This window comes from Variovorax sp. P1_H12_2 (assembly GCF_056405335.1).
This window is the reverse complement of the sequence record NZ_JBFUCI010000152.1, coordinates 1-13,362: the sequence shown is the minus strand read 5'-3', so window position 1 is coordinate 13,362 and position 13,362 is coordinate 1. Positions and strand designations below refer to the sequence as shown.

At 69.7% G+C, this 13,362-nt stretch carries 14 protein-coding genes; 6 read left to right on the top strand and 8 right to left on the bottom strand.

From position 1 onward, the window contains the following. Positions 1–185: 185 nt before the first annotated feature. The 3 genes from AC1D2K_RS16695 to AC1D2K_RS16685 are packed head-to-tail and all read right to left on the bottom strand — an operon-like array spanning position 186 to position 2,180. Positions 186–437, bottom strand: coding sequence for a hypothetical protein (locus AC1D2K_RS16695; RefSeq protein WP_478089950.1), 252 nt, complete (start codon positions 435–437; stop codon positions 186–188). Beyond that, a complete protein-coding gene (locus tag AC1D2K_RS16690; RefSeq protein WP_478089949.1) occupies positions 379–1,248 on the bottom strand; it encodes a YbgC/FadM family acyl-CoA thioesterase in 870 nt (289 codons plus the stop codon). The genes AC1D2K_RS16695 and AC1D2K_RS16690 overlap by 59 nt, the downstream gene beginning before the upstream one ends. Beyond that, a complete protein-coding gene (locus AC1D2K_RS16685) occupies positions 1,245–2,180 on the bottom strand; it encodes an alpha/beta hydrolase (protein WP_478089948.1) in 936 nt (311 codons plus the stop codon). Before AC1D2K_RS16685 ends, AC1D2K_RS16690 begins: the two co-directional genes overlap by 4 nt. Positions 2,181–2,303: 123 nt before the next feature. On the opposite strand from AC1D2K_RS16685, the gene AC1D2K_RS16680 reads away from it, so the two are divergent. Next, positions 2,304–3,440 (top strand): iron-containing alcohol dehydrogenase, encoded by a 1,137-nt coding sequence (locus tag AC1D2K_RS16680; protein ID WP_478089947.1) that lies wholly within the window; start codon positions 2,304–2,306, stop codon positions 3,438–3,440. Here the strand turns inward: AC1D2K_RS16680 and AC1D2K_RS16675 are convergent. Beyond that, complete coding sequence (locus AC1D2K_RS16675; RefSeq protein WP_478089946.1) at positions 3,410–4,309, bottom strand: LysR family transcriptional regulator; 900 nt, start codon at positions 4,307–4,309, stop codon at positions 3,410–3,412. The genes AC1D2K_RS16680 and AC1D2K_RS16675 overlap by 31 nt on opposite strands. Before the next feature lie 94 nt (positions 4,310–4,403). On the opposite strand from AC1D2K_RS16675, the gene bla reads away from it, so the two are divergent. Further along, the gene (gene bla, locus AC1D2K_RS16670; RefSeq protein WP_478089945.1) at positions 4,404–5,273 is read left to right on the top strand and encodes a class A beta-lactamase; all 870 of its coding nucleotides are present in this window, start codon (positions 4,404–4,406) and stop codon (positions 5,271–5,273) included. A 10-nt stretch (positions 5,274–5,283) separates the two neighbouring features. On the opposite strand, the gene AC1D2K_RS16665 is transcribed toward bla, so the two are convergent. Next, a complete protein-coding gene (locus tag AC1D2K_RS16665; protein WP_478089944.1) occupies positions 5,284–6,270 on the bottom strand; it encodes a tripartite tricarboxylate transporter substrate binding protein in 987 nt (328 codons plus the stop codon). Positions 6,271–6,424: 154 nt separating this feature from the next. On the opposite strand from AC1D2K_RS16665, the gene AC1D2K_RS16660 reads away from it, so the two are divergent. Genes AC1D2K_RS16660 through AC1D2K_RS16645 form a run of 4 tightly spaced genes read left to right on the top strand, consistent with a single transcriptional unit; the run spans position 6,425 to position 9,666 of the window. Then, the gene (locus AC1D2K_RS16660) at positions 6,425–7,996 is read left to right on the top strand and encodes an AMP-binding protein (protein ID WP_478089943.1); all 1,572 of its coding nucleotides are present in this window, start codon (positions 6,425–6,427) and stop codon (positions 7,994–7,996) included. 19 nt (positions 7,997–8,015) lie between these two features. Next, the gene (gene nthA, locus AC1D2K_RS16655; protein ID WP_478089942.1) at positions 8,016–8,645 is read left to right on the top strand and encodes a nitrile hydratase subunit alpha; all 630 of its coding nucleotides are present in this window, start codon (positions 8,016–8,018) and stop codon (positions 8,643–8,645) included. Further along, complete coding sequence (gene nthB, locus AC1D2K_RS16650; protein WP_478089941.1) at positions 8,642–9,304, top strand: nitrile hydratase subunit beta; 663 nt, start codon at positions 8,642–8,644, stop codon at positions 9,302–9,304. Before nthA ends, nthB begins: the two co-directional genes overlap by 4 nt. Next, positions 9,301–9,666: a nitrile hydratase accessory protein gene (locus AC1D2K_RS16645; protein ID WP_478089940.1), complete on the top strand. Its 366-nt coding sequence runs from the start codon at positions 9,301–9,303 to the stop codon at positions 9,664–9,666. Before nthB ends, AC1D2K_RS16645 begins: the two co-directional genes overlap by 4 nt. A 15-nt stretch (positions 9,667–9,681) precedes the next feature. On the opposite strand, the gene AC1D2K_RS16640 is transcribed toward AC1D2K_RS16645, so the two are convergent. The 3 genes from AC1D2K_RS16640 to AC1D2K_RS16630 all read right to left on the bottom strand — a co-directional run. Then, on the bottom strand, positions 9,682–9,903 hold the full coding sequence (locus AC1D2K_RS16640; RefSeq protein WP_478089939.1) for a hypothetical protein: 222 nt from the start codon (positions 9,901–9,903) through the stop codon (positions 9,682–9,684). Between the two features lie 44 nt (positions 9,904–9,947). After that, positions 9,948–11,027 carry a patatin-like phospholipase domain-containing protein gene (locus AC1D2K_RS16635; protein WP_478089938.1) on the bottom strand — a complete coding sequence of 360 codons (1,080 nt, stop codon included), beginning with the start codon at positions 11,025–11,027 and terminating at the stop codon, positions 9,948–9,950. Positions 11,028–11,074: 47 nt separating this feature from the next. Further along, a partial coding sequence (locus tag AC1D2K_RS16630) for a Tex family protein (RefSeq protein WP_478089937.1) occupies positions 11,075–13,362 on the bottom strand: 2,288 nt, incomplete at its 5' end.

The following is a 13,362-nucleotide window of genomic DNA, read 5'->3' as shown; positions in this document are numbered from 1 at the left end:
GATCAGGGCTCGCGACTGTTTGAGTGGAGCGCAGCGGAGCGAGTTTGAGCGAGACCCCGCGTACCGTGAGCAGCGCAGGGCAGCCGCGAAGCGGCCGGTGACGTCGGCCGGCCCGGGGCCTACCGCCCACCGCCGCCGCCCCCGCCCCCGCCCCCGCCCTTCAACAAAACCCTAAACCCCAAAACTCAGGCAACCAGCTTCAGCTCTTCCCATTCGATGCAGCCGCAGACGTCGCGGATGTGGGTCTCGAGCGTGATGTTCTCCGCCGACTGGTGAAAGCGCTCGCCGACGCCGGTGTGGGTGGGCGTGAAGACGGTGTGCCCGGCGGCCCGCAGCGCCGCCGCGGTTTCCCTGTAGCACCAGCCGCCGGGACGAGGCTCAGAGCGTTCGCCGCATCTCGAGGTGCGCGATCCCCGCTTCCTCGAAAGGCTCGCCATGCGGTGCGTAGCCGAGCCGGACATAGAAGGCTTGCGCCGTGCGCTGCGCATGCAGGCTGACCTCGCGGTCGCCGCGCGCCTTGGCCACCGCTTCGAGTGCGCGCAGCACGGCCGCACCATGTCCGCCGCCGCGCAGGGTGCGGTGCACGGCCATCCGTCCGATGCGCGCCAGGCCGGGCGCTTCCGGGAGCAGCCGCCCGGTCGCGATCACCTGGCCAAGCCGGTTGCGCGCCACCGCATGCACCGCGGTCGCGTCATGTTCGTCCCATTCGAGTTCCTTCGGGATGCGCTGCTCGTCGATGAAGACCTCGCGCCGCACCTTGCCCGCGCCCTCGCCCAGCTGCACCCAGTCGCCGGTGGCGACCTCGCGCATCGGCTCGCCGGCCTCGTAGGCCGCGAGGATCTCGCGCAGCAGCGGCGGCACCGGCTTGGAGGTCTGCGTGGCCGGATCGGCGAACACGTAGACCAGCTCGCAACTCACCAGCAGTTGCTCGCCGCGGAACAGGCCGCCGTGGAACACGATCGAGGAGTTGCCCACGCGCTGGCACTTCATGCCGACGTCGAGCAGGTCGTCGACCCGCGCCGAGGCGTTGAACTCGACCGTGGCCTTGCGCACGTAGAGGTCGCCGTCGAGCGCCAGCATCGCTTCCTCGTACGGCAGTGCCATCGCCCGCCAGTAGTCGGCGATGGCGGTGTCGAAGTACATCAGGTAGTGGGCGTTGAAGACGATCTTCTGCATGTCCACCTCGGCCCAGCGCACGCGCAGGCGATGGAAGAAGCGGAAGTCGGATTTCTGGTGGAGGTCGGTCATGGTTGCAAGGCTTGTTTCAGGGCATGGGCGGCATCGGCATGGGCTTGCAGCGCTTCGGGAATGGCGCGGCCCATCTTGACGAATTCGTGAATCACGCCGCGGTAGATTTCAAGGTCGACCGCGACGCCGGCGGCACGCAGCTTGTCGGCGTAGGCGATGCCTTCGTCGACCACCGGGTCGATCTCGGCCAGGCCGATCCAGGCCGGCGCGACGCCCTCGACGTCGTCGGCATTGAGCGGCGCGAAGCGCCAGTCGTCGCGCTCGGCGGCCGAATGGACATACTGGCCGAAGAACCAGCTGATCAGCGCCTCGCCGAGCAGAGGGCCTTCGGCGTAGCGCCGGTGGGAGTCCGTGTCCTGATGCGCCGCGGTGCCCGGATAAATGAGCAATTGCAGCGCGATCGGCAGCCCGGCGTCGCGCGCCAGGATCGCGCAGACCGCGGCCAGCGTGCCGCCGGCGCTGTCGCCGCCGACGGCGATCCGCGTGCCGTCGAGGCCCCACTGCGCGGCGTTCTGCGCGACGTGTGCCAGCGCATCCCAGGCGTCGTCGGAGGCCGTCGGAAACCTGTGGTCGGGCGCCAGCCGGTAGTCGACCGAGATCACGGCGCAGCCGCTTTGCCGGCTCAGCACCCGGCACAGGGTGTCGTGGGTCGCGATGCTGCCGACCGTGAAGCCGCCGCAATGGAAGAACAGCAGCAGCGGCAGCACCTCGCTGGACGGCGCGTACAGGCGCGCCGGCAGCGCATGGCCATCGCGCGCGGGCACGCTGAAATCCTCGACGCGCGCGAGCTGCGGCTTCGGGACTTCGAGCACGCCGGCGCCTTTTTCGTAGGCCGCTCGGGCCTCGGCCGGTGTCAGGGCATTCAGCGGCGGTCGGCCGGCACGGGCCATGCGCTCGATGACGCCGGCCATCTTGGGGGTCAGCACTGCCATGGCCGGGCTGACCCGCCGGAGACAAGCGCTAGGGTAATTTTCGTGTCCAAGGACTGCGGTGCTTGTTAGATTCGAAGGCTCGCATCGTACCGTCCGCTTCACCGAACCACTCGCATCACAGCCATGGCCCTCATCCAGTACCTGACCCAGATCCAGTTCGACTTCGGCGCCGTCCAGCTGCTGCGCAGCGAATGCGAGCGCATCGGAATCACGCGGCCGCTGGTCGTGACCGACGCCGGCGTGCGCGCCGCCGGCATCCTGCAGAAGGCGCTCGACGCGCTCGGCGACCTGCCGGTGGCGGTATTCGACCAGACGCCCTCGAATCCGACCGAAGCCGCGGTGCGGCTGGCGGCCGCGCAATACCGCGAGGCGGGCTGCGACGGCCTGATCGCGGTGGGCGGCGGCTCGGCCATCGACTGCGCCAAGGGCGTCGCGATCGCCGCCACGCACGAAGGCCCGCTCAAGACCTACGCCACCATCGAAGGCGGCTCGCCGAAGATCACCGACCGGGTCGCGCCGCTGATCGCCGTGCCGACCACCAGCGGCACCGGCAGCGAGGTCGCGCGCGGCGCGATCGTGATCGTCGACGACCATCGCAAGCTCGGCTTCCACAGCTGGTTCCTGATGCCGAAGGCCGCCATCTGCGACCCCGAACTCACGCTCGGCCTGCCGCCGAAACTGACCGCGGCCACGGGCATGGACGCCATCGCCCACTGCATGGAAACCTTCATGTCGGCGGCCTTCAATCCGCCGGCCGACGGCATCGCGCTCGACGGCCTCGAACGCGCCTGGGCCCACATCGAGCGCGCCACCCGCGACGGCAGCGACCGCGAGGCCCGGCTCAACCTGATGAGCGCCTCGATGCAGGGCGCGATGGCCTTCCAGAAGGGCCTGGGCTGCGTGCATTCGCTGAGCCACAGCCTGGGCGGGATCGACCCGCGCCTGCACCACGGCACCCTCAACGCCCTCTTCCTGCCGGCCGTGATCCACTTCAACGCCGGCGCCGAGTCGGTCCGGAAAGAGCAGCGGCTGCAGCGCATGGCGCAGGCCATGCACCTGGATTCGGCCGGCGACCTCGGCGACGCGATCCGCGACATGAGCGCGCGCCTGGGCCTGCCCAAGGGCCTGGCCGAGGTCGGCGTCACGCCCGCGATCTTCGAGGCCGTGATCGACGGCGCGATGGCCGACCACTGCCACAAGACCAACCCGCGGCTCGCGACCCGCGACGACTACCGCCGGATGCTCGAAGCGTCGATGTAGGGTGCGCCGGCTTCGGCCAGCAGCCAGTTGCGGAACAGCGCCATCGGCGGACTCGGCGGCCGTGACCGCAGGCGGGTGAGCCAGTAGCTGCCGGTCATCACCTCGATGGCCAGGGGCCGCATCAACCGGCCTTCCTTCAGTTCGCGCTCGAACATCGAGGCCGGCGCCAGCGCGACGCCCGCGCCCTGCACGGCCGCCTCGACCATCAGCCGCGACGAGTCGAACACCGGCCCGCGAATGGCCGGGCAGTCCAGGCCCGCGGCGGCGAACCAGCCGGGCCAGTCTTCCGCGCGATAGGAGCGCAAAAGGGTCTCGTGCGCCAGGTCCTGCGGCCGGCGCACGCGGGCCGCGACCGCAGGGGCGCACAGCACGCTCAGCGGCGCGGTCAGCAAGGGGTCGGCCAGCAGACCCGGCCAGCTGCCGTCGCCGAAGCGGATCGCGAAGTCCAGCCCTTCGGCCGCCAGGTCGACCACGTTGTTGTGCGTCATCAGGCGCAGGTCGATGAAGGGGCAGCTTTCGCGGAACAGCCGAAGCCGCGGCATCAGCCAGCCGACCGCGAAGGTGCCGACCACGCCGATGCTCAGGACCTCGAAGAAATGGCCGTTGTCGAACTGCTGGATCACCGCCTCGATGCGGCCGAAGGCATCGACCAGCACCGGCAGCAGCGCATGGCCTTCGTCGGTCAGGACCAGGCCGCGCGGCAAGCGGCGGAACAGCGACACGCCGAGGCGCGATTCGAGACCGCGCACCTGCTGGCTCACCGCCGCCTGCGTCACGTGGAGCTCCGCCGCCGCGAGCGTGAAGCTGAGGTGGCGGGCGGCGCATTCGAAGGCCCGCAGCGCGTTCAGAGGAAGATGGGGGCGCGTCATTGGATGCGATAGATTTTCTTTTGTAATCTGCAAAATACCATCGTTTGCGCCGTCGTCCGGAAACGCCGAGAGTTGCCTGCTTTCAGGAGAATGAATGATTCAGCGACGACACTTTTCTGCCGGCCTGCTGGCCTCCCTTGCCGGCGCCTGCACCCTGGCCCGGGCGGACGGCAAGGCGGCCCTTTCGGCACGATTCGCCGAGATCGAGACATCCAGCGGCGCCCGCCTCGGCGTCTCGGTGCTCGACACCGGCAGCGGCGCCCGCGCCGGGCACCGCGAGGCCGAGCGATTTCCGATGTGCAGCACCTTCAAGTTCCTGGCTGCCGCGGCGATCCTGGCGCGTGTCGACCAGCGGCAGGAGCGGCTGGACCGCCGCATCGTCTTCACCGCCGCCGAGCTCGTGACCTACTCGCCCGTGACCGAAAAGCGCGTCGGTGGCGCCGGCATGACGATGTCGCAGCTGTGCGAGGCCGCCATCACCCGCAGCGACAACACGGCCGGCAACCTGATGCTCGCGAGCCTGGGCGGACCGCCCGGCCTGACGCACTATGCCCGTTCGCTGGGCGACGCGCAGACGCGGCTCGACCGCATCGAGACCGCGCTCAACGAGGCCCGCCCCGGCGATTTGCGCGACACCACGACGCCGGGCGCGATGCTGGACGACATGCAAAAGATTCTCTTGGGCGATGCGCTCTCGCCGCCGTCGCGTGCGCAGATGGAACGCTGGCTGGCCGCCAACCAGACCGGCGGCCAGCGGCTGCGCGCGGGCGTGCCGCCGGACTGGTCGGTCGGCGACAAGACCGGCTCCGGCGACCAGGGCACCGCCAACGACATCGCGATCCTGCGGCCGCCGGGCCGCGCGCCGATCCTGGCCGCGGTCTACCTGACCCAGAGCACGGCCTCGATGGAGGCCCGCAATGCGACACTGGCCTCGGTGGGGGCCGCGATCGCACGGGCCGCCTGAACGCGGTCGCTCAGTCCGGCTTCACGTTCGCCGTCTTGATGACCTGGGCCCACTTGGTGGTCTCGGCGGCGATGAAGGCATCGAACTCCTCGGGCGTGCTGCCCGCCGGGAAGGTGCCCATGGCCTCCAGCCGGGCCTTGGTCTCGTCGCTCTTGATGATGCGCGCCACCTCCTCCGACATGCGCTTGACGATCTCGCGCGGCGTGCCGGCAGGGGCCAGCATGCCGGCCCAGGTGCTGCCGGTGAAACCCGGGAAGCCCTGCTCGATGAAGGTCGGCACCTCGGGCAGCACCGGCAGCCGCCGTTCGCTGGCGACGCCGATGAGCCGCACCTTGCCGGCCTTGCCCTGGTTGATGAGCCCCGTGGGCGCATCGAAGAAGAGTTGGATCTGGCCGCCCATCAGGTCGGTCAGCGCCGGCACTGCGCCGCGGTACGGGATGTGGATCATGTAGGTCTTGGTGAGCGACTTCCACAGCTCGCTCGTGAGGTGCGCCGCCGAGCCGTTGCCCGACGAGCCGAAGCTCACCTTGCCGGGGTTGGCGCGCGCGTAGTCGATCAGTTCCTTCGCGGTCTTGAAGGGCGCGTCGTTGTTGACCGCCGCGAGCAGCGGCGAGACGCCCATCAGCGACACGCCGACCAGGTCGCGGCGCGGGTCGTAGGGCAGCTTGGGATAGAGCGTGGTGTTGGCCGCATAGGCCGCGATCACGACGCCGAAGGTGCTGCCGTCGGGCACCGCCTTGGCGACCGCATCGACGCCGATAAGGCTGTTGGCACCGGGCTTGTTGTCGATCACCACCGCCTGGCCGAGCCGGCTCTGCAGTCCGGGCTGGATCAGCCGTGCCATCTGGTCGGTGAAGCCGCCGGGCGTGTACGGCACGACGATGCGGATCGGCTTGGAAGGCCAGGCGGATTGCGCCAGCGAAGGCGCTGCGACCGAGACCGCCGCCGCGGCGGCCGACAGGTTGAAGACACGGCGGGACAGGCGGACATGCGGCATGAAAAAGGTCTCCAGGAGGGTCGACCCATTCTGGAAGGCGGCAGGCGGACCGAGCCTCAGGGTTTGCCCGTCAGCCCAGGGGTGCAGCCAGTTCACACAAGACGAGGCCTGGCGACCTCCCTATCTTCTCGGCATCCACACAGGGAGACAGGCAATGCTTGAACACGAGTTCGCCGCGCCGAGCGCGCTTGAGCGCAACCTCATCGAACGGGTCTGCGTGGGCGACGTGCTCGCCCGCAGCGCCGACCTCCATCCGGACCGGGTGGCCATCGTCGACGGCCCGCGCCGGCTCCGCTACGCAGACTTCGATCGCCAGGTCGACCAACTCGGCCACGCCCTGCTCGGCCTCGGGCTCGCACACCAGGACGTGGTGGCGGTGATGGCGCGCAATTGCACCGAACTGCTGCTGACCTACTTCGCCTGCGCCCGCGCCGGCCTGATCTGCGCGCCGGTCAATCTCGGGCTGCGCCCGGCCGAGATCGCCTGGTGCCTGCGCGATGCCGCCGCCCGCGTGCTGGTGGTCGAGGACGGGTTGCGCGACATGGCCCGGGGCGTGCTGGCCGAAGACCTTCCATCGCTCGCGCATCGCTTCCACACGGGCGCCGAGTTCGAGGCCCTGCTGGCCGGCGGAAGCCGCGAGCCGCTCGAAGTCGAGATCCGGGACCGCGACGTCGTGCAACTGCTCTACACCAGCGGCACCACCTCGACCCCGAAGGGCGTGCTGACCAGCCACCTCGCGGTGACGATGGCGGGCTTGACCGGTGCGCTGTCGCTGCACGGCGGCCCAGGCTACACCTCGCTGGTCGCACTGCCGCTGTTCCATTGCGCGATGCTCAACAGCGTGGTGCTGCCGCTGATGGTCATCGGCGGCACGCTGGTGCTGACCCAGGGATTCGAACCGCAACGGGTGGCGACGCTGTTCGAAGCCGAGGGCGTGCACCTGGTGGTCCTGCTGCCGATGATGTATGGCCTGCTGCTCGGGCATCCCGAGTTGCAGGGGCGCAGCTTTCCGGCGATGCGCCGCGCGATGTACGCGATGGCGCCGATGCCGCAGGAGCGGCTCGCGGCCATCCACGCGATGTTTCCGAACGCCGACGTGGTCCTCGGTTCGGGCCAGACCGAATTCACGCCGGCGACCTGCGTCCAGCGCCCCGAGCACCAGTGGAGCAAGTCGGCCACCTGGGGCACCGCCACCGCGATGACGCGCGTGGCCGTGATGGACGACCAGGGCCGGCTGCTGCCGCGCGGCCAGACCGGCGAGCTGGTCTACCGCGGCCCGCAGGTCATGAACGGCTATCTCCACCTGCCCGAGGAGAGCCGCGCCTGCCTGCGCCACGGCTGGTTCCACAGCGGCGACGTGGCGCACATCGACGAGGACGGCGCGATCTGGTTCGAGGACCGCTACAAGGACGTGATCAAGACCGGCGGCGAGAACGTGGCCTCGGTCGAGGTCGAACGCTGCCTGATGGACCACCCCGAGGTGGCGGAGGCCGCGGCGGTCGGGCTGCCGCATGCGCACTGGGGCGAGGCGATCACCGGCGTGGTCGTTCGGCGGCCCGGATCGGCACTCGACGAGGCGGCCCTGATGTCGCACTGCGCCGCCCGCCTGGCCGGCTTCAAGACGCCGAAGGCGATCGTCTTCGTGGCCGAGTTTCCGCGCACCGGCACCGGGAAGCTGCAGAAGCACCTGATACGCGGGCAGCACCAGGACTTGTACCAGCGCTGAGCCGCGCTAGCATGCGTGCATGGCCCACGACCACGACCACGCSCATTCCGACGACCACAGCGAACTCGGCGAAATGGACCTGCGGGTCCGCGCCCTCGAGACCGTGCTCACGCAGAAGGGGTATATCGATCCGGCGGCACTCGACGTGCTCATCGACACCTACCAGACCCAGATCGGCCCGCGCAACGGCGCGCGGGTGGTCGCCCGCGCGTGGGTCGATCCGGCCTTTCGCGACTGGTTGCTGAAGGACGCCACCGCGGCGATCGCCTCGCTGGGCTACAGCGGACGCCAGGGCGAGCACATGGTCGCGGTCGCCAACACCGACACCCAGCACCACATGGTCGTCTGCACCTTGTGCAGCTGCTATCCCTGGCCGGTGCTGGGCCTGCCGCCGACCTGGTACAAGAGCGCGCCCTACCGCTCGCGGGCCGTGAAGGATCCGCGCGGCGTGCTGTCCGAGTTCGACGTGAAGCTGCCCGCGTCGACCGCGATCCGTGTCTGGGACTCCACCGCCGAGGTGCGCTACCTCGTGATCCCGCAGCGCCCGGCCGGCACCGAAGGGTGGAGCGAGGAAGCCCTGGCCGATCTCGTGACGCGGGATTCGATGATCGGTACCGGACTGGCCCGCTCGCCTGAGGCCGCGCCATGAGCTACGTCTCCCACGCCGATCTCGGCGGCCGGGACCTGCCCGGCCAGATCGTCCGCGAGCCCGAGGGCGAGCCTTTCCACGCCCGATGGGAGGCGCGCGTGCTGGCCCTGACCCTGGCGATGGGCGGCACCGGATCGTGGAACATCGATGCCAGCCGCAGCGCACGCGAGACCCTGCCCGCCTACGCCCAGTTGAGCTACTACCAGATCTGGCTCGCGGCGCTCGAGGCGCTGATGGCCGAGCGCTTACAGCTGTTGCCCGACGAGCTGGCTGCGGGCCGGATGCTGCATCCACCGCAATCGGTCAAGCGCGTCCTGCGCGCGGCCGACGTTCCGGCCGCGCTGGCCCGGGGAACCGCCACGGAGCGCCCCGCGACCGCACCGGCACGCTTCGCGGCCGGCCAGCGCGTGCGCACCCGCGCCGGCGCCGTCGATCACCACACACGTCTGCCCGGCTACGTGCAGGGCCAGGTCGGCACTGTCGAGCGCCTGCACGGCATGCACGTCTTCGCCGACGCGCATGCGCAGGGGCTGGGTGAGCGACCGCAGTGGCTTTACACGGTCGTTTTCGACGGCGCTGCGTTGTGGGGCGAAGGCGCCGAGGCCGGACTCAGCGTCTCGGTCGACGCCTGGGAGAGCTACCTGGAGCCTGCCGAATGAACGCGATCCCCCGACTGCTGCCCGGCATGCCGACCGATGATGGCGCGGAGCCGGTGTTCCGCGAGCCCTGGGAGGCGCACGCCTTCGCCCTTGCGGTTTCGCTGCACCAGCGCGGCCTGTTCACCTGGCCCGAATGGGCCGATGCGCTGGCCCGGCAGATCGGCGCCGCCCAGGCTGCCGGTGATGCCGACCTTGGCGACACGTACTACCGCCACTGGCTGGCCGCGCTGGAGACGCTGGTCGCAGCCAAGGGCGCGAGTTCGGCGGCGGAACTCGAACGCTATCAACAGGCCTGGGACCGGGCAGCGGACCGCACGCCGCATGGGCGCGCGATCGAGTTGCGGGAGCAGGATTTCGGCTGAGCCCTGCGTGCGGCTTCAGCGCTTGCGCCCACCGATCACCACCAGCACCCCGCCCACCACGATCGCTCCGATGCCGGCCCAGATCGGCAACTCGATGTCCCGCTTCTCCTTGACCGCCAGCTCGACCGGTCCGATCTTGATCTGGTGGGTCGACTTGGTGAAGCTGACATGACCCAGCGCGAGCGACAGGATGCCGGCGAAGATCAGGATCAGGCCAATGATTCGGTATGCGTTCATGGAGAGCTTCGAGGGAGGCAATGCGTCTGTCGACTGTAGCGCCGTCATGCCTGGAGCGGCTGCACCTCACGCACGCTGCAGCCCGTTTCCAGCCACTGCGAGAACTCCTCCGCCAACTGGCACGACGCCGCGGCCGCAGTGCTCCAGGCCTTGATGCGTCCGGCCAGGTCGCTGCCATAGCGCAGGAAGTCGTTGCGGTCCGGCAGCTTGCCGTTGGGCAGGCCCTTGACCCACTCCGGATCCGGCGCCAGCACCACCATGCGGTCGAGGAATCCCGTGGGCTTGTGGCGCCACCTGAGCCCCTTGTCGAGCCAGCCCGGCACCACCGCCCGCTGGAAATGCGGATACAGCACGAGCCCCTCGGCGTTGCCGTAGTCCAGGTGCAGGTGGTAGTCGGTGATGCCGCCGTCCCAGTAGGCGCCGGGCGGCGCGCCCGGGATGTCGTGCACCGCCTCGAGCATGAACGGAATCGAGCACGAAGCCTGCAGCGCGAGCTCGAAGTTGGCCTCGACCAGATCGACCTGGCGCGTGCGGAGATCCCGCGTGCCGAAAGGCAGCGCGGCCCCCGGCGTCGAGAACACCACGCGCTCGAGCCAGGCGCCCAGGCCCTTGCGGTGCACGCTGTTGGTGAGGAAGGCGCCCAGGTAGCCCACCGGCGTGCGCGCCCTGCCCTCGCGCCCGAGGATGTGCCGGCCGCGCGAGGTGATCACGTGCAGCCGGTAGCGCGAGTGCCCGAGCACCTCGGCCGAGCGGCCGCCGTAGAAGCTGCGCAGTCCTTCGCCGAACTGCGCGCTGACCTGCTTCGCGCTCAGCCGCTTCTGGCCCGGCGGCAGCTCGAAATGCTGATGGATGTAGCCGTGCTCGAACTGCTCGAAGGCGCTCCGGGGTTCGCTCAGGCAGGCATTGGCCAGCCGCCAGGCGCCGATGGAAGCGCCGACCAGGTCGACCGGTTGCGACGAACGCGGCAACCAGTCGCCGAACAGGAAGCGGTCGATCGGCCCGAGCACCAATCCCTTGGGGCCGCCGGCGGCCCCCGGGATGGTGCGCACGTCTGCCGGCTGCAGGCCGTGGCCAGCGATGTGTTCGCGGGCCGCCGGGCCGGCGTAGATCCGAAGCGCTTTCATGCCCGGTCCACTGGCAAGAATCGTGCGCTCCGGCCCACGGCGGCCACTTACTTGCGCAGCCCTTGCAGCTTGGCGAAGGCCGAGGCCATCTGGCCGGCCGGCTGCGGCGAGTTGTCGCGGCGCGGCGCCTGCTGGCCGCGTCCCGCGCCTTCGAAGCGGTTGTCGCGCGGACCATCGCGGCGCGCCGGCGCGGCGTCGAGCTTCATCGACAGCCCGATGCGCTTGCGCGCGACGTCGACCTCCATCACCTTGACCTTGACGATGTCACCGGTCTTGACCACCTCGCGCGCATCGTTGACGAACTTGTGCGAGAGCTGGCTCACGTGCACCAGGCCGTCCTGGTGCACGCCCAGGTCGACGAAGGCACCGAACTGCGCGACGTTGCTCACCGTGCCTTCGAGCACCATGCCTTCGACCAGGTCCTTGATGTCGTCGACGCCGTCGTTGAAGCGCGCCACCTTGAAGTCGGGGCGCGGGTCGCGGCCGGGCTTCTCGAGCTCGCCGAAGATGTCCTTGACCGTGATGACGCCGAACTTCTCGTTGGCGAACAGCTCGGGCTTCAGCGTCTTGAGCATGTCGGCGCGGCCCATCAGCTCCGCCACCGGCTTGCCGGACTTCTCGATCATCTGCTCGACCACCGGGTAGGTTTCCGGATGGACGCCGGTCATGTCGAGCGGGTTGCTGCCGCCGCGGATGCGCAGGAAGCCCGCGCTCTGCTCGAAGGTCTTGGCGCCGAAGCCGCTGACGTCCAGCAGCTGCTGGCGGCTGGCGAAGGCGCCGTTGGCTTCGCGCCAGCGCACCACGGCCTTGGCGACGCTGGCCGACAGGCCCGAGACCCGCGACAGCAGCGGCACGCTGGCGGTGTTGAGGTCGACGCCGACCGAGTTCACGCAATCCTCGACCACCGCGTGCAGCGTGCGCGCGAGTTCGCTCTGGTTCACGTCGTGCTGGTACTGGCCGACGCCGATCGACTTCGGATCGATCTTCACGAGTTCGGCCAGCGGGTCCTGCAGGCGGCGCGCGATGCTGGCGGCGCCGCGCAGGCTGACGTCGACATCCGGCATCTCCTGCGAGGCGAACTCGCTGGCGGAGTAGACCGAGGCACCGGCCTCGCTCACCACCACCTTGTCGACGTTGACGTCCGGCGCGCCGGCCTGCGCCGTCATCTTGGCCAGCAGCTTGATCAGGTCGGCCGCCAGCTTGTCGGTCTCGCGGCTGGCGGTGCCGTTGCCGATCGCGATCAGGTTCACGCCATGCTTGGCGCACAGCTTGCCGAGCGTGTGCAGCGAGCCTTCCCAATCCTTGCGCGGCTCGTGCGGAAAGACGGTCGCGGTCTCGACCAGCTTGCCGGTCGAATCGACCACCGCCACCTTGACGCCGGTGCGGATGCCCGGGTCCAGCCCCATGACGACGCGCGGGCCGGCCGGTGCGGCCAGCAGCAGGTCGCGCAGGTTGTCGGCGAAGACCTTGATGGCGACCTTCTCGGCCTCTTCGCGCAGCCGCGTGAACAGGTCGCGCTCGGTCGACAGCGCCAGCTTGACCCGCCAGGTCCAGGCCACGCACTTGCGGATCAGGTCGTCGGCCGGCCGGCCCGCATGGCTCCATCCGAGGTGCAGCGCGATCTTGCCTTCGGCGATCGAGGGCTTGCCCGGCTCGGGCTCGACCGGCAGCAGCAGCTTGGCGTCGAGGATCTCCTGCGCGCGGCCGCGGAACACCGCGAGCGCACGGTGCGAGGGCACGCGGCCGATCGGCTCGTCGTAGTCGAAGTAGTCGCGGAACTTGGCGATGTCGGCGTTGTTCTCGTCCTTGCCTGCCATCAGGCTGGACTTCAGCAGGCCCTCGGCCCAGAGCCACTCGCGCAGGCGCTGCACCAGCGGGGCGTCCTCGGCCCAGCGCTCGGAAAGGATGTCGCGCACGCCATCGAGCACGGCCGGGACGGTCGAGAAATCCGGACCCGGCTTGCCGTCGTCCAGTGTCGTGRCCGGCTGCAGGAAGGCCTGCGCCTCGACGGCCGGATCCAGCGTGGGATCGGCGAGCAGCTTGTCGGCCAGCGGCTCGATGCCGAATTCACGCGCGATCTGGCCCTTGGTGCGGCGCTTCTGCTTGAAGGGCAGATAAAGGTCCTCCACCTCCTGCTTGGTGGGCGCCGATTCGATCGCGCTGCGCAGTTGAGGGGTGAGCTTGCCCTGCTCGTCGATGCTCTTCAGCACCGCGGCGCGGCGATCCTCGAGCTCGCGCAGGTAGGACAGGCGGGCCTCGAGTTCACGTAGCTGGATGTCGTCGAGGCCGTCGGTGACCTCCTTGCGGTAGCGGGCAATGAAGGGCACGGTGGCAC